This window comes from Exiguobacterium sp. s75, assembly GCF_018617145.1.
GTDB lineage: Bacteria > Bacillota > Bacilli > Exiguobacteriales > Exiguobacteriaceae > Exiguobacterium > Exiguobacterium profundum.
Genome location: NZ_JACSJQ010000001.1, coordinates 669,952 through 689,542 on the forward strand (window position 1 = coordinate 669,952; position 19,591 = coordinate 689,542).

General features: G+C 47.6%; 17 protein-coding genes. 14 read left to right on the plus strand and 3 right to left on the minus strand.

The annotated features are described in order from the left end of the window. The first annotated feature begins 9 nt into the window (after positions 1 to 9). The 5 genes from KNO68_RS03455 to KNO68_RS03475 all read left to right on the plus strand — a co-directional run bounded on the left by KNO68_RS03455 (position 10) and on the right by KNO68_RS03475 (position 5,275). On the plus strand, positions 10 to 960 hold the full coding sequence (locus tag KNO68_RS03455) for a CobW family GTP-binding protein (RefSeq protein WP_214684384.1): 951 nt from the start codon (positions 10 to 12) through the stop codon (positions 958 to 960). Next, on the plus strand, positions 941 to 1,723 hold the full coding sequence (locus KNO68_RS03460) for a 5'-3' exonuclease (RefSeq protein WP_078146820.1): 783 nt from the start codon (positions 941 to 943) through the stop codon (positions 1,721 to 1,723). Before KNO68_RS03455 ends, KNO68_RS03460 begins: the two co-directional genes overlap by 20 nt. Next, the gene (locus KNO68_RS03465; protein WP_078146821.1) at positions 1,704 to 2,096 is read left to right on the plus strand and encodes a reverse transcriptase-like protein; all 393 of its coding nucleotides are present in this window, start codon (positions 1,704 to 1,706) and stop codon (positions 2,094 to 2,096) included. Before KNO68_RS03460 ends, KNO68_RS03465 begins: the two co-directional genes overlap by 20 nt. A 119-nt stretch (positions 2,097 to 2,215) precedes the next feature. Next, positions 2,216 to 3,616 (plus strand): class II fumarate hydratase, encoded by a 1,401-nt coding sequence (fumC, locus tag KNO68_RS03470; RefSeq protein ID WP_215112041.1) that lies wholly within the window; start codon positions 2,216 to 2,218, stop codon positions 3,614 to 3,616. A gap of 168 nt (positions 3,617 to 3,784) precedes the next feature. After that, positions 3,785 to 5,275, plus strand: coding sequence for a GGDEF domain-containing protein (locus KNO68_RS03475; RefSeq protein ID WP_078146823.1), 1,491 nt, complete (start codon positions 3,785 to 3,787; stop codon positions 5,273 to 5,275). Between the two features lie 10 nt (positions 5,276 to 5,285). On the opposite strand, the gene KNO68_RS03480 is transcribed toward KNO68_RS03475, so the two are convergent. Both KNO68_RS03480 and KNO68_RS03485 read right to left on the minus strand, forming a co-directional pair. Then, positions 5,286 to 5,774 (minus strand): dihydrofolate reductase, encoded by a 489-nt coding sequence (locus tag KNO68_RS03480; RefSeq protein ID WP_078146824.1) that lies wholly within the window; start codon positions 5,772 to 5,774, stop codon positions 5,286 to 5,288. Beyond that, entirely contained in the window at positions 5,771 to 6,565 is a 795-nt protein-coding gene (locus KNO68_RS03485; protein ID WP_215112042.1) for a thymidylate synthase, read from the minus strand. Before KNO68_RS03485 ends, KNO68_RS03480 begins: the two co-directional genes overlap by 4 nt. Positions 6,566 to 6,743: 178 nt before the next feature. Between KNO68_RS03485 and KNO68_RS03490 the strand changes: the two genes are divergently transcribed. From KNO68_RS03490 to KNO68_RS03500, 3 genes are all read left to right on the plus strand, one after another. Further along, positions 6,744 to 7,268 carry a type 1 glutamine amidotransferase domain-containing protein gene (locus KNO68_RS03490; RefSeq protein ID WP_074037100.1) on the plus strand — a complete coding sequence of 175 codons (525 nt, stop codon included), beginning with the start codon at positions 6,744 to 6,746 and terminating at the stop codon, positions 7,266 to 7,268. Between the two features lie 26 nt (positions 7,269 to 7,294). Next, complete coding sequence (locus KNO68_RS03495; RefSeq protein ID WP_078146826.1) at positions 7,295 to 8,029, plus strand: Bax inhibitor-1/YccA family protein; 735 nt, start codon at positions 7,295 to 7,297, stop codon at positions 8,027 to 8,029. Between the two features lie 76 nt (positions 8,030 to 8,105). Further along, positions 8,106 to 9,218 (plus strand): NAD(P)/FAD-dependent oxidoreductase, encoded by a 1,113-nt coding sequence (locus KNO68_RS03500; RefSeq protein ID WP_143404759.1) that lies wholly within the window; start codon positions 8,106 to 8,108, stop codon positions 9,216 to 9,218. Positions 9,219 to 9,255: 37 nt separating this feature from the next. Here KNO68_RS03500 and KNO68_RS03505 read toward each other — a convergent pair whose 3' ends face one another. Beyond that, a complete protein-coding gene (locus tag KNO68_RS03505) occupies positions 9,256 to 9,819 on the minus strand; it encodes a TetR/AcrR family transcriptional regulator (protein ID WP_078146827.1) in 564 nt (187 codons plus the stop codon). Between the two features lie 121 nt (positions 9,820 to 9,940). On the opposite strand from KNO68_RS03505, the gene KNO68_RS03510 reads away from it, so the two are divergent. From KNO68_RS03510 to KNO68_RS03535, 6 genes are all read left to right on the plus strand, one after another. Next, positions 9,941 to 10,813, plus strand: coding sequence for an ABC transporter ATP-binding protein (locus KNO68_RS03510; RefSeq protein WP_214684377.1), 873 nt, complete (start codon positions 9,941 to 9,943; stop codon positions 10,811 to 10,813). 1 nt (position 10,814) lies between these two features. Further along, complete coding sequence (locus tag KNO68_RS03515) at positions 10,815 to 11,609, plus strand: ABC transporter permease subunit (RefSeq protein WP_078146829.1); 795 nt, start codon at positions 10,815 to 10,817, stop codon at positions 11,607 to 11,609. A gap of 65 nt (positions 11,610 to 11,674) precedes the next feature. Next, positions 11,675 to 12,487, plus strand: coding sequence for an aldo/keto reductase (locus tag KNO68_RS03520; protein WP_078146830.1), 813 nt, complete (start codon positions 11,675 to 11,677; stop codon positions 12,485 to 12,487). A gap of 116 nt (positions 12,488 to 12,603) precedes the next feature. Next, positions 12,604 to 13,356, plus strand: coding sequence for a tryptophan-rich sensory protein (locus tag KNO68_RS03525; RefSeq protein ID WP_078146831.1), 753 nt, complete (start codon positions 12,604 to 12,606; stop codon positions 13,354 to 13,356). 254 nt (positions 13,357 to 13,610) lie between these two features. Further along, complete coding sequence (gltB, locus tag KNO68_RS03530) at positions 13,611 to 18,050, plus strand: glutamate synthase large subunit (RefSeq protein ID WP_215112043.1); 4,440 nt, start codon at positions 13,611 to 13,613, stop codon at positions 18,048 to 18,050. After that, entirely contained in the window at positions 18,047 to 19,498 is a 1,452-nt protein-coding gene (locus tag KNO68_RS03535) for a glutamate synthase subunit beta (protein ID WP_078146833.1), read from the plus strand. Before gltB ends, KNO68_RS03535 begins: the two co-directional genes overlap by 4 nt. Positions 19,499 to 19,591: the final 93 nt, after the last annotated feature.

Genomic DNA, 19,591 nt, shown 5'->3' on the forward strand with positions numbered 1-19,591 from the left:
GGTGGTATCATGATTCCCGTACAATTAGTGACCGGGTTTTTAGGAGCAGGCAAGACAACGTATATGAACCGCTTACTCGCGGCGACGGATGAAAAGATTTGTCTGATCGTCAACGAGCTCGGCGCGATAAATATCGATGAACAATTGATCGTCAAGATGGACCAAGAGCAAATCGAACTCTCAAACGGATGTATTTGCTGTTCCATCCAAAATGATTTGAGTAAGACGTTCTATCAACTCGCGGCAAAGCAAGAAACATTCAACCGAGTCATCATCGAGACGACCGGTGTCGCCGACCCCGCACCAATCATTCAGACGATTTATTATGACGAGTACTTACGTCAACACTTTAAAATGAACGCCATCTTGACGGTTGTGGATGCCAGTCAAATGGACCGTGAACTGTTCAAAGAAGGGATTCATCAAATCGCTTATGCCGATCTCATTTTGTTAAATAAAACCGATTTAGTGTCGTCGGATGAACTCGATCAAGCACGCCGCCGAATCGAACAACTCAATCCGACGGTTAGGATTGTAGAGACGATTCAAACAGAAGGCGATTACGAATTACTTGAGAATACGTTCCAACTGTCACGTGTCGATGAACAGAAGTTGAGTCAACTGACAGAGACGAGTGAATCGGTCTCCTCCCTTCGTGCGATCACGTTGAGTGCCGAGCGTCCGTTGTCTCGGGAGCGCGTGACCCGTTACGTTCGTGAAGTCTTGATGCACTACGAAGATGCGATGTATCGGATGAAGGCGATTGTCCGCTTACAGGATGAGGAGTGCAAGTTTGTCATTCAAGCGACGAATCAGTTGATGGGCGCGACATTTGCAAATGAGATGCATGAAGGGGACCGTTCCGTATTTGTTTGGATTGGGAAGGAACTAGACCAAGATGCACTAGCACGGGGATTAAAAGCATGTGAGGTGGAGCAAGATGAAGCTTATTCTAGTTGACGGCTTTAATTTGTTGTCCCGTTATTATTTTGCGACGGAGCGAAGACGAGCACAAGATCCGGAAGTGACTGTGAAAGGATTACTTCGAAAGGTGGATTCCTGGACGACAGACTTTTCCCATATCGCTTTCTTTTGGGACGGGACACGAGAGTCTACCCACCGCTATGCGATGTATCCTGAATATAAAGCAACGCGTAATGGACTCCCGGAACCACTTTTCGAAGACTATTTGAAATTGAGAGCCGCTTTGGATGAACGAGGCATCTTACAATCCGAGTTGACTGGATATGAAGCGGATGATTTGATGGGCGCCGTCGCGACAGCGTTCCCGGGTGAATCATATCTCTATTCCTCGGACCGCGATTTACTTCAGTTGTTGTCTCCGAACGTGTTTCAAATCATGCCGAAAAAAGGTGAGGAGCAGCTCGTCAATGAAGCTTCTTTTGAATTGATGTATGGCGTGAAACCATATCAGTTTGTCGACGTGAAGGCATTGCAGGGAGACTCTTCGGATAACATCCCAGGTGTACGTGGCATCGGTCCGAAGACGGCGACGATTTTAATTCAGCATTACGATACGATTGAGACGCTTTATATGCATGTTCAAAATGAAACACTCGAAGCGCCCCATCAAAAATATGCAAAAAAACTAGACGGTCATGAAGAAATCGCGCTCTTGTCGAAACGACTGTCACAGATTGATATCCATGCTCCTGTCAATACAGATTGGGAGGCGTACCGGTTTGGTTCACATCTATTTTGACGCGGCCACCAATCAGACGACTGGAGATAATGGAATCGGTGTGTGGATCAAGTCTTCCGACGGTACCGTATCGACGTTTAAACGTCGCATGCAAGGATTGACAAGCGTTCATGCGGAATTGGCTGCATGTGCTTATGCACTGGAACAAGCGCATGCATTAAAAGGTGAAACCTCATTCATGCTGTATTCCGACGCCGAAGTGATTGTTCGCGCACTAGAGCAACGTTTCATGAAAGATGCTTCGGCGAAGCCTCTGTTTCTGAAAGCACTGATTGCCTACGATGAATTGCCGACCGTGTTCTTAAAATGGGTCCCACGAGCGGATAATCGAGCGGACGTGATTGCACGCGACGCATTGAATGGAATGAATTAAGCGACCGAGATCATTTCTGGTCGCTTTTTTGACGGAGTCCTTTTTTGACGGAGTCATTTCTTTTTAGATGGTTTTTCGCTAAAATGAAAGCGTAGTCAACTATAGAGGGGGAATTATACATGGATTATCGGATCGAACGGGACACAATGGGGGAAATTAAAGTTCCAGCTACGGCGAAATGGGGAGCACAAACGCAACGTAGTCTTGAAAACTTTAAAATTGGTGCGGAGAAGATGCCGCTTGAAATCGTATACGCATTTGCCATTTTGAAAAAAGGTGCAGCTTTAGCAAACGCTGAACTCGGTGTACTCGAGGAAGAGAAAGCAGCGATCATCGCAGAGGTGGCAGATGAGATTTTAGCAGGGCAGCATGACGCGGAATTCCCGCTTGTCGTCTGGCAGACAGGATCGGGCACGCAGTCAAACATGAACGTCAACGAGGTCATTGCGTATCTTGCGAACGAAAAGTTACAGGCTCGTGGAGCATCTATCACGATTCATCCGAATGATGATGTCAACAAATCGCAAAGCTCGAATGATACGTATCCGACCGCGATGCACATCGCCGCCATCCTTTCCGTACAAGATGATGTCCTTCCAGCAATCGACTCGCTTTATCAAACCCTTTCACAAAAAGCGGAGGCGTTTAAGGATATCGTCAAAATTGGTCGGACGCACCTTCAAGACGCGACGCCGGTCACACTCGGTCAAGAAATTAGTGGGTGGGTCCGGATGCTTGAATTGTCAAAACAGATGATCGAGCGCACGATTGAACCACTTACGGAGCTTGCACTTGGAGGAACGGCTGTCGGAACAGGGATCAACGCACACCCTGAGTTCGGTGAAGTTGTAGCGAAAAAAATCTCAGATGAGACGGGCAAACCGTTTGTAACAGCCGTCAACAAGTTCCACGCCCTTACAAGTCACGATCAACTCGTCTTCACGCATGGTGCATTAAAAGCCTTAGCGATGGACGCGATGAAGATTGCGAACGATGTGCGATGGTTGGCTTCTGGACCACGTGCAGGAATCGGAGAAATCACCATTCCGGAGAACGAACCAGGAAGTTCAATCATGCCGGCGAAAGTTAACCCGACTCAAAGTGAGGCGCTCACAATGGTTGCCGCACAAGTACTCGGAAATGATGCGACAATCGGTTTCGGGGCGAGTCAAGGGAACTTTGAATTGAACGTCTTCAAACCAGTCATCATGTATAATTTCCTACAGACTTGTCGTCTATTGACGGACAGCTTACATTCGTTCAATGATCATTGCGCTGTCGGAATCGAACCAAATCATGAAGTGATCTCACGTAATGTGGAACAGTCACTCATGCTCGTTACAGCACTTAACCCGCATATTGGCTACGAAAATGCGGCAAAAATTGCGAAATTGGCACATAAAAACGGTACTTCTTTGAAAGAAGCAGCCTTAGAAACTGGTTTATTAACGGAAGAGCAATTTGATCAATGGATTCGTCCGGAGGAAATGACGTCACCAAACTTAAAAGTGAAAAAATAACACAAAGCGGTCGCAAGACCGCTTTTAGTATGTCTTTTTTAGGGCGTAGGTCCTAGTTATATGTAAAACAACAGAAAATAAATAAGGAAATAGTTGTATTTTATCCTGAGAAGTCGCATAATCGAAACATAAGAGAATTCGGGGAGTACGAACATAGGGGGGACGGGAATGGAGCAAGGTCAACTCACTGAGCGTATACATATGATTTTGAAAAAGATATCGGAGTCGAGACAAATTCCAAAAAGCGATATCGAGTTTCTACTCGATTGGATGAAGAAGGAAGTTCGGCAACGACGGTTGATGCATTTGTTAGAAATCTTTAGTCGTGTCGAGTCTGACGCGAAGGAGTTGCCAAGCGTCCTTACACAAGCGGAAGCTTTGACCTTGATCTCTCCTGTGAAACGTTATATCCATACCGTCTTGGGGATTGAACAAGAGGACGAAGATCTCGTCCTTATCTTATCCGCAAGCTTTTCCACATTTAGCCGTTACAAGTCGCGCGTTGAAAAGCTCGGGGCACGTCCGGTATTTTTGCAGACCCTTGAAGAAGCCGTGGAATACGATTATGAGGATGTGCCAAAAGCCATCATTATGGACGTTGAATTATGGCCACAATTTAAAGAGCGAGATATCCAATCGTTCGTTAGCAAAATGAGAAAACTCTACGTTCCCCTCATTGTCATCGGAACGAATGAACACTATCGTCTTGCTGCCTATTCATATGGATTCGACGATTATTGGGAATCGTGGGTGCCGATGGAGGAACGATTGGTGCGTCTCGGGCTACATATTGAAAAATCCCGTCTCGTATCAAAAGCGTTACTCGTGGATGAATTAACGGGTGCTTTCAACCGTAAGTATTTAAAGGCGACCTTTTCTCGGTTCATCTCAAGATTGGAGCGGTCTGGTGAGAGTTTTGCCGTTGCACTGCTCGATATCGATCACTTTAAACAATTGAACGATACGTTCGGTCACTCGTATGGGGATGATGTGCTTCATCGTGTTTCTGAAGAAATCCGTCATGCCATTCGCTCTAGTGATGAGCTCATCCGATACGGAGGCGAAGAATTTTTGATCCTCTTGAACGTTTCAGACCGTGCAATCGTCGAATCGGTACTTGAGCGAGTCAGAACTCGCATCGAAGAGATGGAGTTTCCATACGATCATCAGGTGACGGTGTCGATTGGATACACCCGAGTCTGCCAGACTGGCTATACACTTGGAGAGTGGTGTGCCTACGCAGATGAGGCGCTGTATAAGGCGAAACGAGATGGTCGAAATCGTGTCGTCCGATACACTTCTGCTGTTCGTGAGGAGAAGCGAATCGCCTATGTGACGATGTCTGCCAATACCTATACATCGCTTGCTGATCGACTCCCCAAAGAGCATCGCCGATATGAAGTCGTATACCGTCCTTACGAGGCGTATTCTTGTAATGACAATATCGAGATGTTCGTCTTGGATGATGCGCGTGCGCAAGAAGCGAAAGGGACGTTGTCTGCTGTGAAAGAGCAACGAGGCAAATATAGTCACATTCTTGCTGTATCGAAACGAACGGCGTCTGAACTCGGAGCGATCTATGACGATTATGCGGATGGAGAACAAGACGAGGTCATCACGAGAAAAATTGAACAGTGGCTGGAAAAATTGCCAGACTAAAAAACAGACATCATGATGCGATGTCTGTTTTGTCGTATTGTTTGAATGAAAAGGCATATGCATGTGTTTCGTCTTGCGGGTGGTCGATTGTACTCGTAATTGACCATTCCCCAATCCGTTCGGGGTAATACGTATCGGCCTCGAACGATGCAGCGACCTCCGTTGCATAGATCCGGCTCGTCATCGGCATCGTCTGTTCATATAACGTGGCCCCACCGATGACAAACCATTCCTCCTGTTGACTCATTTCGACGAGACGTTCTAAATCATGCCACACTTCGACTTGATCGGCTGAAAAGGAAACATCAGATGTGACGACGATGTTGCGTCGGTTCGGCAACGCTTTACCGATGGACTCAAACGTCTTTCTTCCCATGACGACCGTGCCACCAGACGTGATAGATTTAAAGTGTTTCAAGTCATCTGGCAATCGCCATAATAAATCATTGTCTTTCCCGATTTCCCGATTCTGCCCATATGCGACGACGTGTGAAATCATACGCTCACTTCTCCTTTAATATGTGGATGTGGATCATATCCTAGAATTTCGAAGTCTTCAAAACGGAATGATTCGATTGAAGGGACGTCTCGGACAATGTTGAGTTGGGGTAGCGGACGTGGGTCACGCGACAACTGAAGTTCCACTTGTTCGAGATGGTTGTGGTAGATGTGTGCATCACCAAGGGTATGGACAAAGTCGCCGACTTCGAGTCCGGTCACGTGTGCGACCATGTGCGTCAAAAGTGCATACGATGCGATGTTGAATGGAACACCTAAAAAGGTGTCGGCGCTTCGTTGATATAACTGGCACGAGAGCTTCCCGTCAGCGACATAGAATTGGAACAATAGATGACATGGCGGGAGGGCCATCTCGTCAAGCTGTCCTGGGTTCCATGCCGACACGATCAACCGTCTCGAATCTGGATTCGTTTTGATTTGTTCAATCACTTGAGCCAGTTGATCGACGGACGAGCCGTCCGGGCGTGGGAATGAACGCCACTGTGAACCGTACACCGGACCCAGATTACCTTCCTCGTCTGCCCATTCATTCCAAATACGGACCCCGTTTTCTTGAAGGTATCGGACGTTTGTCTCTCCTGAGATGAACCATAATAGTTCGTGAATGATGGAACGAATATGTAATTTTTTCGTCGTAATCAGGGGGAACCCTTCTTGCAGATTGAAACGCATTTGGTAACCAAATACACTCGTTGTCCCGGTCCCGGTCCGGTCTTCCTTTACGACACCTTGGTCGAGGATGTGTCGACATAAGTCATGATATTGCTTCATAGGTGATGTGCCTCCTTCTCATTCTTCTACCACTAAAGGTATCAATTGTAGGGAGGAAACACAAGATATAGTGGTAAGAATCATCCACAATCAATATCCTGGAAAAACAATCATGATTCTTCGTTTTCGTGACTGTCGCTTTCGGGTATAATGGGGAATGAATAAAAGGAGGGGTTTGATGAAACTACAAGGGAAGAAAGTCCTTCAACTTGTCAGTAATGACTTCGAGGATTTAGAGCTTTGGTACCCGGTGCATCGCCTTCGTGAAGAGGGAGCGCACGTGATCCTCGCTGGGGAGAAGGCCGATCACGCATATATCGGTAAATACGGTGTGCCAGCAAAATCTGACGTGGCGTTTGATGATGTGGACATTACATCGTTCGATGCGATCCTCGTGCCAGGCGGATGGTCTCCTGACTTATTGCGCCGTTTCGATTCGGTGAAAGGATTCGTCCGTTATATGGATGAACAAAAACGACCAATCGGTCAAATCTGTCACGCCGGTTGGGTGTTGATTTCTGCGAACATTCTAGACGGGGTGAACGTGACGAGCACGCCTGGAATCAAAGATGACATGGAAAATGCGGGAGCGATTTGGCATGATGAGCCGGTCGTCGTCGACGGACATATCGTCTCAAGTCGTCGTCCGCCAGACTTACCAGATTATATGCGCGCGTTCATCGACGTGTTCGCAAAACAGTAACTGAACCATAAAGGAGCTATTCAACGTTGAACTTAAAATCGAATCCATTACTTCGTAAATCAATGCAGTCCTCAGCTTACAGTGCCGAACCGATGACGAAAGCGGGAACATGGTCTAAAGTGTTCACCTTGCTTTTACTCGTGACAGCGGCAGCCGGTACGACATGGCTTGTCGTTCCGACAATCGGAGAAGGGCTCTTGTTCCCGCTCATGATCGGGTCACTCATCCTCGGCTTTATCTTTGCTTTGCTCATCACGTTTAAACCAAATACGGCTCCGATCGTCGCACCCCTATACGGGATGATCGAAGGTGTCTTCGTCGGATCGATTTCGTATTTCTTTGAAGCGATGGTCCCTGGTATTGTGGGACGTGCCGTATTAACGACGTTTGTCGTCGCCTTTGCGATGTGGTTTGTCTATACGACAGGGCTTGTCAAAGTGACACAGAAGTTTAAAGCCGGTGTCATGGCAGCCATGTTCACAGTCATGTTGTTATATCTTGTGCAACTCGTTATGAGTTTGTTCGGTTCAGGCTTGGCATTCATGACCGGTTCAAGCCCACTTGCGATCGGTGTTCAATTCGTGATTGTCATCGTCGCTTCACTCGCTCTCGTCTTAGATTTCGACTTCATCGCAAGTCAAGTCGAAGCTCGGGCTCCGAAACAGTTGGAATGGGTCGCGGCATTCGGATTAATCGTCACGCTCGTGTGGCTCTACATCGAGTTGTTAGATTTACTTTATCGTCTAGCGATGAGAGAATAAGAATCAATCATCGATCCGTTGGGTCGATGATTTTTTTACGAAAGGATGTGTCCATCTGTCTGAGCAAGACAGATTTATGATGAAGAAAATAGTGATTATCGGGTCAGGGATCGTCGGTGTTTCGGCTGCCTATCATTTAGCTGGTAAAGCGGATGTAACGGTCATTGACCGGAAAGAAGAAGGAAGAGCAACGGATGCCGCGGCTGGAATCGTATGTCCGTGGATTGCGCAGCGACGCAACAAAGCTTGGTATGCACTGGCGAAAGGCGGAGCAAGCTATTATCCTAAGGTCGTCAAAGAGCTGGAGGCTGAAGGGGAGACGGACACCGGATACAAACGTGTCGGGACGCTTGCGCTCCATGAAGAAACAAAGCTTGACCAGATGATGGAGCGAACTTTGCTTCGTCGAGAAGAAGCGCCAGAAATCGGTGAACTCGAACGATTGACTGCAGCAGAGGCACAACATCGTTTCCCACCGTTATCCGATGAATACGATGCACTCTTCGTGACAGGAGGGGCTAGAGTCGACGGCGGTCGCTTTCGCGCTGCACTTGAGAGAGTCGCTATCAAGCGTGGCGTCACATTTGTCAACGGTTCAGCACGGTTGACGAGCGGAGATGAGATTGGTGTGGAGTGTGACGGAGTGAGATATGAAGCGGATGAAATCATCCTTGCGACGGGTGCTTGGTTACCGGAGCTGTTACAGCCTCTTGGATATACGGTACGAGTCGAAGGGGAAAAGGCCCAGCTCGTCCACGTCCAGTTGAAGGATACAGATGCATCTGACTGGCCGGTCGTCATGCCGCCACGACGCCGCTATTTACTCGGATTTGACGACGGGAAAGTGGTCATCGGTTCGACACATGAGAAAGGAAAAGCGTTCGACGTTCGTCCGACTGCAATCGGTGTACACGAAGTACTGACGAAAGGTTTGGAGTCGGCACCTGGACTTGCTGAGGCAGAACTCGTTGAGACGAAAGTCGGCTTCCGTCCGGTTACACCGAATTCAATTCCCGTACTCGGAAGGGTGCCTGGGGCAGAAAAACTGTTGGTCGCGAACGGTCTGGGATCATCCGGTTTGACGGTCGGCCCGTTCATCGGAAAAGTGTTGAGTGACCTCGTTCTGACAGGAGACGCGGAAGTGGATCTATCGCTCTATCCAATTGAAGACTTTATCTATCACACATAAAAAAGGTGACTGTCTGCTTGCTTGAGACAGTCACCTTTTACCGTTTCATGACCCCATTCAAAAAGAAATGAAAGTAGACGTCCATCGTTTCCTTCATATTCTCGATTGAAAACTGAGGATCGGACAGGATAGCCTGTTGCATGAATTGTACATAGCGTAAATAAGAAGAAGTGGATAACGTCGAATCGATTGACCCTTGGGCCTTCCCGTATTCAATCAACCGGGCGAAAGCAGTATATCCTCGAGTCGCAAGCTGTTCCCAGTTCGGGTCTTGTTGAATAATTGCTGTGATGGTCTCGTCAAAGAGAACCGCCGTCTGGATTTTTCGTTTTAGGATCTCGACGAGTAACGCATCGAAGGGAGCGTTCGACTCAATCGCCTGTTCAATCCAACTCATCTGCTCTTCTGTCATTTGCTTTAAGATTTCCACGATGACCTGGTCTTTTGAACCGAAGTAATTATAGATGGATACAGGGGATACATGCGCTCGTTTCGCTAGTTCACTGATTTTAAATCGGGATTGCTTCTCTGTCATCAAGTCATAAGCGGCACGTAAGATCGCTTGTTGTTTTTCTTCGGTGCGTTTCGCAAATCCATCCATTGATCGAAGCGCTCCTTTCTCTAGTTTTGTAATCAATATACCATTTCCATTTCAAAAAAGAACGTGATATACTAGTTTTGTAATAATATTGTTAAGATATTACAAAAAAGGAGGGGTCGAGATGATTCGGATTCAGCGATTGACGAAACGATTTGATGATACACATGGCATTTTTGATGTATCCCTTCATGTGACACCAGGAACAATCTTCGGATTCATCGGACCGAACGGCGCTGGGAAATCCACAACGATTCGACATTTGATGGGTCTGTTGAAGCCGAGTGAAGGCAAGGCGACTATCAACGGATTCGATTGTTGGCAGGAGACGGAGCAAGTGAAGCAGAGCGTCGGCTATTTGCCGGGAGAAATTAATTATCCCCAAAACATGACAGGGGAAGAAATCATTCGATTGACGCGCCATCTGCACAAAACGAATCCGGATCGTGAACGGCAATTACGTGAACGGTTTTCATTCGATGAGGCGACGAAAGTACGGAAGATGTCAAAAGGGATGAAGCAAAAGCTTGCTATCATCACCTGCTTCATGAAAGATGTGCCCGTCTATATTTTGGATGAACCGACGAGCGGATTAGACCCGCTCATGCAAGAGCGTCTAGTCGATTGGTTAATTGAAGAAAAGCAATTAGGGAAAGCGATTCTCATGAGTTCTCATCATTTCCCTGAGATGGAGCGGACGTGCGACCGTGCCGCGTTGATTAAAGATGGACGCATCATCATCGAAGAGGATATGGAACAATTACGACAACATAGCGTGAAACGGTATCGAATCGAATTTTCAACGGAAGCGGAAGCCGTTCGATTCGCGGCCGATTCTGGTGAACGGGACGGCATGCATGTCGAGGTCACCATCTCCACACCATCAGAGTTGAACCATCTCATTCGAACGTTGGCGGATTTCCAGATTCAATCATTGTCAAGCGGTACAGACGAGCTCGAACATTTGTTCATGCAGTATTACGGGGAGGCGACATGACATGTTAATTCGCTCCATGTTGAAACAGAATCGCAGTTGGATTCTTGGATATTCAATCGGGACCAGCGTATATCTCTTTTTCTTAGCCGCCATCTTCCCATCTATTCAAGAAACAGGCTTAATTGAGGCGAAATTAGAATCGTTGCCACCTGAGCTTCTCGACGTCTTCCAAATCAACGCGTCGATGGCGATGGACAACGTTCTCAATCTATTGTCGAGCAACTATTATGGGTTGATTTTCTACGTGCTCGCGGTTTTATTCGCATTGACTTTCGCCTCGAAACTCTTGGCCAAACCGGTCGATTCTGGAGAAATCATGTTGTATATGGCAGCACCGATTTCTCGGGTCACGTATGTGATGTCAAGCTTCGTTGTGTTGATTGTGGCAGTCGGGCTATTTGTCGGTCTGAATGGATTGAGTTTAATGGTAGCGGACCTTCTGTTCGATTTACAAATCGATTATGCGGTTCTGTGGATGCTTCAATTGAATGGGGCGCTCATGTTGCTCGTCCTAGGCGTGGCCGCTTATGTGATTGCGAGTCTATTCGATGATAGTAGTAAATCCTATATGGTGACGGGCGGGATATTCACGTTCTTTCTCGTGATGAATATCATCCAAGGAGTGAGCGATCAATTCGATTGGATGTCAAACCTCTCATTCTTCTCTCTCTTTGACGCAGGTGCCATCATGCGTGAGGAGTATTGGGGCATCCATTTCATCTGGTTACTCGGTCTCTTGACTATCTTTTCAGCACTCTCGTTCTTCCGATTCACCCGAAAAGATTTGACGATTTAGTTTTCCGAAATAAATTGTCGGGTATGATACAATCATCTCGTTAGAATGAAAAGGGGATGAATGAGATGCTTTACGCTACATTACGAAATAAGGTCGAAATTCCGATGATCGGCTTTGGGGTCTGGAAGGTCGATAATGAAACCGAGGCGCCAGCTGCTGTCGTTGAAGCGATCAAAACAGGCTATCGTCACATCGATACGGCTGCAATCTATAAAAATGAAGAGGGCGTTGCGAAGGGAATTCATCTCTCAGGTGTAGACCGCTCTGAATTGTTCATCACGTCGAAGATTTGGAATGATGACATTCGTGAAGGCAAAACGAAAGAGGCATTCGAAGACTCGTTAAAACGACTCCAGACAGATTATTTGGACCTTTGTCTGTTGCATTGGCCGGTTGATGGGTTCGTCGATGCGTGGAAAGATCTCATCGATTTATATGAAGCCGGAAAAATCAAAGCAATCGGTGTATCCAACTTTAAAGAACACCATTTAGAAACATTGAAAGAAGCCGGTCTGATGGCGCCACTCATCAATCAGGTTGAACTTCATCCACAACTCCCGCAACCTGATTTGTTGGATTACTGCCAAGATGAAGGGATTCAGATCGAGGCGTGGAGTCCACTCATGCAAGGTAAGTTTTTAGACATCCCTGCTTTTTCTGAAATTGCAGAAAAACATGGGAAGACACCGGCTCAGATTGTGCTCCGTTGGCACCTTGAATCCGGTCATGTCGCGCTACCGAAATCGGTGACACCACATCGAATCCGTGAGAACTTTGATGTTTTCGACTTCTCACTCGATGCGGACGATTTGGCGAAGATCGATCAAGTGGCGACAGGAGAACGTCTCGGACCAGATCCAGACGAAATCGACTTTTAATGGAGAAGGGGTTCGCATATGCGAGCCCCTTTGTACGTGTAGAGTCACATGGATGCGGGTATTTAATATTATGTTACAAAAGGAGGTGTTTGATCTTCATTTAGAAGATCGTGCTTATGGACTTATCAAAATGGCCGATTGTAAACTGGGTTGCTTTTTTAGCGACCGTCGTCATCAACTATTTCGCGAGCGGCGACAACGCGGCGGTTTCGGACCGCATCGATATCTACTTTAAGCCGGCAGGGTACGCCTTCTCGATTTGGGGTGTCATCTATGTCGCGTTACTTGTCTGGCTGGTGCTCCAGTTGAAGAAAGGGACGACGGCGAATCGTCAAGCCGAGCGGATGAAAGCCGGATTTTTAGTCTCTTGCGTGCTGAATGGTTTATGGCTATTGGCATTCACGAACGAATGGTTCGTCGTCTCACTTGTCATCATGGTGTTGTTCCTGGCTACGCTGTGCTGGTTGTATTATATCGCTTTTCGGACGTCTACGAGCTGGCTCGATCGGTTCCCGTTCTCCATCTACATCGGCTGGGTATCAGTCGCGACCATCGTCAACACGTTCGTTGTGATGAAGACGGAACAGATCACGTCGCTGTTAGGTCTTGATGAACTCGCCTGGACCTCTCTTATGCTGATGGTCGGTGTGATTCTTGCCCTTCTCTTTATGTGGTGGCATCATGATTTCATCTATCCACTCGTATTCGTCTGGGCATATATCGGAATATTTGCGAGAATCGAAGAAGGCACACTCTATGTTGTGATTGTCAGCGCCCTCGCATTGCTTGCGATTGGGTATATCGGATTGATTTTGTGGAAACGTCCGAAATCGTTTTTACATCATCCGCGTAAAACAGTAGAACAATAATCAAGAAAAGGGTATCTTCAGGATATCCTTTTTTTATGTTCTGAAGAACCTATAAATAAATAATATTTATGGATATTTATTCTTTATTGAACATAACTAAAAACGATAAATCCATTGATAACAGTCATGTATACGCTTTCAATATGACTAAATGAGATTTCTATTATGCAAAAATGCATGCAACTTACTTGATTTTTCAGAATATTTAGAACAAAATGTTAATTACGAAACTGTGAGTGAAAGGGGTCGATGATATGAGTCGAGTTGGTTTGTATGACTCAAAATTTGAGAAAGATGCGTGTGGGATTGGACTTTACGTCAATCTACATGGGCTAAAGAAACATGAAATCGTTCAAAAATCGCTCTCCATGTTATGTAATTTAGAGCACCGAGGAGGAGAAGGTGTCATCGATGCTGGTGATGGGGCGGGTATCATGACTGAGATTCCACACGAATTGTTTACGCAAACCATGAACCTTCCGTCACTCGGTCGTTACGCTGTCGGAATGGTTTTTTTTCAGCCGTCTGAGAATCAGCTTCACGAAAAGATCACGTTGATGGAACGGATGGCGGATGAACTGGATTGTTCGACGATCGAATGGCGCGAAGTACCTGTCGACCCGATGCAAATCGGGGAACATGCGCGGGTCACACAACCGGTCATCTATCAATGGTTTATCTCATGTCCATTCCTAGACGAGGATGCGAATGAACGCGTCTTCTATGAACTTCGTCGAAAAATCGAAAAAGTCGAATCATTACGCCTATATATCGCAAGCCTGTCAACGAGAACGGTCGTATATAAAGGGATGTTGACGCCAAATCAAATCGCCGCATTTTATTTGGACTTGCAATCTCCTCACTATAAAAGCACGTTCGGCATCGTCCATTCTCGTTTCTCGACGAATACGTTCCCTTCTTGGGAACGAGCACATCCGAACCGCATGATAGTCCATAACGGGGAAATCAATACGCTTCGTGGAAATATCGATGCGATGCGAGCACGGGAAGGGGTCACGTCAACAGACTTATTCGAAGACGTTCAACACTTGTTCCCTGTGCTTCAAGAGGATGGGAGCGACTCGTCCATGCTCGATAACGCTTTTGAATTCTTCACACGAACAGGTCGTTCGATCGCCCACACGGCGATGATGTTGATTCCTGAACCATTTGTCGAAGGAAAGATGGAACCGTTCAAGCGCGACTTCTATCAGTATCATTCATCCATCATGGAGCCGTGGGATGGACCGACTGGAGTCGTCTTCACAGATGGAAGGCAAATCGGAGCTATTTTAGATCGTAACGGCTTGCGTCCGATGCGTTATGTCGAAACATTGGACGGGGAATTGATTCTCTCCTCTGAAACAGGAGTCATTCCGGTTGACGCAGAGAACGTCAAATCCAAACAACGTCTAAGACCAGGACAGTTGTTGTTGATTGACTTGATTGAAAAGCGATTGATTCCTGATCATGAGATCAAAGAGACGATTGCGAAGTCAGAGCCTTATCACAAATGGCTTAAGCAGATGATGACCATTGAGGATCGAGAGGTCGTTGAAGAAGAACTACTTGAACTCGGACGTGTGCAACGTGCGTTTGGATATACGAAAGAAGACATTGAACAGTATATGGTTCCGTTAATCAAAGACGAAAAAGATCCAATCGGCTCGATGGGGCATGACCAACCAATTGCGGTGCTCTCGACGCGGCCCCGTTCCTTGTTCCATTATTTCAAACAACACTTCGCGCAAGTGACCAACCCGCCAATCGACGCGTTACGGGAGAAAATTGTCACGGCTACGTTTACTTGGATTGGTCCGCAAGGAAATCCGGTCCATACTGGACGAGGTCACGCGAAACGTGTGTGGTTGAATCATCCGATGATTGATGGGGCAACCCTCAAGCAACTTGCCGAGAAGCTCAAGCTCGAACGAGTCGATACGACGTTTACAAATGATTTAGAGGCGTCGCTTGAAGCCCTTTTGCAACAGGTCAGCCAGATTGTACGAAATGGTGCGAACGTGATCGTCCTATCTGACCGTCTCGTCAGTAATAAACGGATTGCGATGCCGTCTCTTCTCGTACTGAGTGCGATTCATCAACACTTGATTCGAGATAACTTGCGCTCGAACTGTAGTCTCATTTGTGAGAGTGGTGAAGTTCGAGAAGTGCATCAGGCAGCGACCTTGATTGGGTATGGGGCAGATGCGGTATATCCTTACGTAGCCTATGCGACGATAAGAGATTTAGTCGAACGTAAACAAATTGCGCATTCATTTGAAGAGGCCATTCGCTCGTATCAAAAAGCAGTTGTCGAAGGCATCGTCAAAATCATGTCGAAAATGGGTATCTCGACCATTCAAAGCTACCGTGGGGCCCAAATTTTCGAAGCCGTCGGATTAGATTGCAATTTGATTGAGACGCATTTCAGGGGAACGACGTCCCAACTGTCTGGAATCGGATTTGAAGAACTTGAAAACGAAGCGAGAACACTCCATACGTCCGCCTATGCGACGAATCGTCCGCTCGAGGCGGGAAGTGATTTCCAATGGCGTGCAGACGGAGAAGAACATGCATTCAATCCGAAGACGATTCATTTGTTGCAACGTGCCTGTCGTGAGAATGAACGTAAATATTATGATGCTTATGTGAAGCTGCATGAATCATCAGGACAGTTCATTCGACAGTTGTTTGCATTTAAAACACAACGTCCTGTCCCGCTCGAAGAAGTAGAGCCAGTCACGTCGATCGTTCGCCGTTTTAAGACAGGCGCGATGTCATTTGGGTCCTTGTCGAAAGAGGCGCATGAAACGCTCGCTATCGCCATGAATCAGATCGGTGCGAAAAGTAACTCTGGAGAAGGCGGGGAAGACCGGGCCCGCTTCGTCCCGGATGAGTTTGGAAACGAACGCATCAGCCGCATCAAGCAAGTCGCGAGCGGACGATTCGGGGTGACGGCAGAATATCTTTACCATGCCGATGAAATTCAAATCAAGATGGCGCAAGGGGCAAAACCGGGTGAGGGTGGCCAACTTCCTGGAAATAAGGTGTACCCATGGGTCGCCGAAGTGCGTGGATCCGTTCCGGGGGTTGGACTCATCTCACCGCCTCCACATCACGATATATATTCGATTGAGGACTTGGCCCAACTCATCTTTGACTTAAAGCATGTGAATCCTAAGGCGAAAATCAGTGTGAAACTTGTCTCGAAGTCAGGCGTCGGGACGATTGCAGCCGGTGTCGCGAAAGCGAATGCCGATACGATTGTCATCAGTGGATATGATGGTGGAACCGGTGCTTCTCCAAAGACATCAATCAAGCACACAGGTCTTCCTTGGGAACTTGGACTCTTAGAGACGCATCAAACGCTCGCGTTGAACGGGTTACGGGGGAGAGTCACACTTGAGACGGATGGAAAGCTCATGACGGGGCGAGACATCGTCCTAGCTGCCATCTTCGGGGCGGAAGAGTTTGCGTTTGCGACAGCGCCACTCGTCGTCCTTGGATGTATTATGATGCGTGCATGCCATTTAGATACGTGTCCGGTCGGTGTGGCGACACAGGACCCTGTGCTTCGTCAGAAATTTATGGGGAAACCAGAACACGTCGTCAACCTGATGACGTTCTTGGCAGAAGAAGTACGAGAAATTTTAGCATCACTCGGTGTGACATCATTAGACGACGTGATTGGTCGAACGGATCTTCTCGAAGAAAGTGAATGGAAGACGAAACATCCGAAAGCAAAACGGTTAGATTTAGCACCGATGCTCTCGATGCCGACACCACTTCCTGAGCGTGAAGAAGTCGCTCACCCGGCATACCGTTCCTATGATCACCGAAAATTGATTCCGGCAGTCTCACGGTCAATCAACTCGTTGCAACCGACCTTCTTCGTTGGTCGCATCCGAAACACCGATCGCGCCGTCGGGACGCAGTTGGGGTTTGAAGTGACGAAAGTTCACGGTCAGGTCGGTTTAGCGGATGATACCATTTCGCTTCGCCTCAGTGGATCAGCCGGACAAAGCCTAGGAGCATTTTTACCACGAGGGATCACCATTTCCGTCATCGGGGATGCCAACGATTATATCGGGAAAGGCTTGAGCGGTGGGAAATTAGCATTGATCTCTGAAAAACATGCACCGTTTGATGAAAGTAAACAAATGATTGCCGGAAACGTCTGCTTGTACGGAGCGACGAGCGGACAAGCTTTCTTTAACGGTCACGTCGGCGAGCGTTTTGCCGTTCGAAATTCCGGGGCGACGGCAGTCGTCGAAGGAGTCGGCGATCATGGATGTGAGTATATGACCGGGGGAACGGTTCTCGTCCTCGGTGATGTCGGACGGAACTTTGCAGCCGGCATGTCAGGTGGCGTCGCATATCTTTATGGGGATCAAGCGTACGATCGACTCGTCAACAAGGAGCTCGTCTCCGTCGTAAAAGAATTGAACGATGAAGATATGGAACAAATTTATGCACTTCTCGAAGCGCATCAGTTTCATACAGACAGTGTTAAAGCACGGACTATTTTAGAGTCGTTCGAACAAGCTCGCTCTCACTTTGTAAAGGTCGTTCCTCGAGATTATGCGAATGTATTGGACGTTATGCGTCAAATCGAGGCGAATCGACCGGAATTGAGCGAAGCGGACCGAGCACTTGAATTGTTCCGGGTTGTGACTGAGGGGGGTAACGCATGAAACATAACTTTTTAAACATCGCACGGTCCACACTACCTGAGCGTCTTGTGGATGAGCGAGTGAAGGATTATGAAGAATATGCGACACGAATGGATGACGAATCCGTCAAACAGCAGGCTGCACGTTGTATGGACTGTGGCACTCCATTCTGTCATGTCGGGGATATGATTGGACAAGAGACTATTGGGTGCCCGATTCACAACTATATCCCGGAGTGGAACAAGCTTGTGACCAAATCGGACTGGATGGGAGCGTATCACCGATTGATGGAGACAAATAACTTCCCGGAGTTTACGGGTCGAGTTTGTCCCGCACCGTGTGAGGGGTCTTGTACACTCGGAATCAGTGAAGATCCGGTTGCGATCAAATCGATTGAACGAACCATCATCGATCGGGCGTTTGAAGAAGGTTGGGTGAAACCAAGACCGGTTCATCGAAGAAGCGGGATGACAGTCGCCATCATCGGAAGTGGGCCGGCTGGATTGGCAGCTGCCGACCAACTGAACCAACTCGGACATTCGGTCACCATCATTGAGAAGGCGGATGAACCGGGAGGGCTACTCATGTACGGAATCCCGAACATGAAACTGGATAAGGATGTCGTGAGACGTCGCATTCGGTTGCTCGAACAAGAGGGAATTGTCATCCAGACGAACATTGAGGTCGGTACGGATGTGACAGTGGAGGCGCTTCGGAACCAATACGATGCGGTGATTTTCGCGACAGGCGCTCAGAAACAGCGCACGCTCGGGATTGACGGGGATGATGCACGTGGTGTTGAAATGGCGATGGATTATTTGACGGCATCGATGTACGAGCGAAAAGGAACGACCCGATCACCAGAACATGACGCCAAAGACAAAAATGTCATCGTCATCGGGGGTGGAGATACAGGAGCCGACTGTGTGGCGACAGCAATCCGTCAAGGTGCAAAATCAGTCGTTCAGTTTGGGAAGCACCCGTCAAAAGGGTTGCTTCGTGCACCAGAGAAACCTTGGCCACTTCAACCGGACACGCTTACGACGGATTATGCGTATGCGGAATCACTCGCGATCTATGAGAAAGACCCGAGAACGTATTTGATTCGCTCCAACCAAATCGTCACGAAAGAAGGACGTGTCACAGGGATTGAAACGGAACGGATGACGAAAGTCGTCAACCCGGATGGTCAGGCAACCTTCTTCGTAGAGGAAGATTCAATAGAGACGTATCCGGCGGATTTGATCCTCGTCGCCATTGGATTTGAACGACCAGAGCACGAGTTGCGGAAAATCGGTGTCGAGAAGACGAAAGATTTCCAGACGGCAACGGAAAACGTCTTTGTCGCGGGGGATGCCAAGCGAGGGCAAAGCTTGATCGTATGGGCGATTCGTGAAGGACGAGAAGTAGCAGAGGTCGTCGATGCGTATCTCGATACTTGCAAGACCGAATTAAAAACCTCATCATAAAAAGGAGCGACAGCCGTCGCTCCTTATCTTTTGTTTAGGAGGAGTTTTATGTTCACGGAAATCCTCATGTATACGGGAATCTGGTTTATTCTC

Excerpts from the sequence above, each read along its gene's own strand:
- KNO68_RS03455 (WP_214684384.1), top strand. The coding sequence starts at position 10 with ATGATTCCCGTACAATTAGTGACCGGGTTTTTAGGAGCAGGCAAGACA.
- KNO68_RS03460 (WP_078146820.1), top strand. The coding sequence starts at position 941 with ATGAAGCTTATTCTAGTTGACGGCTTTAATTTGTTGTCCCGTTATTAT.
- fumC (WP_215112041.1), top strand. The coding sequence starts at position 2,216 with ATGGATTATCGGATCGAACGGGACACAATGGGGGAAATTAAAGTTCCA.
- KNO68_RS03475 (WP_078146823.1), top strand. The coding sequence starts at position 3,785 with ATGGAGCAAGGTCAACTCACTGAGCGTATACATATGATTTTGAAAAAG.
- KNO68_RS03480 (WP_078146824.1), bottom strand. The coding sequence starts at position 5,774 with ATGATTTCACACGTCGTCGCATATGGGCAGAATCGGGAAATCGGGAAA.
- KNO68_RS03485 (WP_215112042.1), bottom strand. The coding sequence starts at position 6,565 with ATGAAGCAATATCATGACTTATGTCGACACATCCTCGACCAAGGTGTC.
- KNO68_RS03490 (WP_074037100.1), top strand. The coding sequence starts at position 6,744 with ATGAAACTACAAGGGAAGAAAGTCCTTCAACTTGTCAGTAATGACTTC.
- KNO68_RS03500 (WP_143404759.1), top strand. The coding sequence starts at position 8,106 with ATGATGAAGAAAATAGTGATTATCGGGTCAGGGATCGTCGGTGTTTCG.
- KNO68_RS03505 (WP_078146827.1), bottom strand. The coding sequence starts at position 9,819 with ATGGATGGATTTGCGAAACGCACCGAAGAAAAACAACAAGCGATCTTA.
- KNO68_RS03510 (WP_214684377.1), top strand. The coding sequence starts at position 9,941 with ATGATTCGGATTCAGCGATTGACGAAACGATTTGATGATACACATGGC.
- KNO68_RS03515 (WP_078146829.1), top strand. The coding sequence starts at position 10,815 with ATGTTAATTCGCTCCATGTTGAAACAGAATCGCAGTTGGATTCTTGGA.
- KNO68_RS03520 (WP_078146830.1), top strand. The coding sequence starts at position 11,675 with ATGCTTTACGCTACATTACGAAATAAGGTCGAAATTCCGATGATCGGC.
- KNO68_RS03525 (WP_078146831.1), top strand. The coding sequence starts at position 12,604 with ATGGACTTATCAAAATGGCCGATTGTAAACTGGGTTGCTTTTTTAGCG.
- gltB (WP_215112043.1), top strand. The coding sequence starts at position 13,611 with ATGAGTCGAGTTGGTTTGTATGACTCAAAATTTGAGAAAGATGCGTGT.
- KNO68_RS03535 (WP_078146833.1), top strand. The coding sequence starts at position 18,047 with ATGAAACATAACTTTTTAAACATCGCACGGTCCACACTACCTGAGCGT.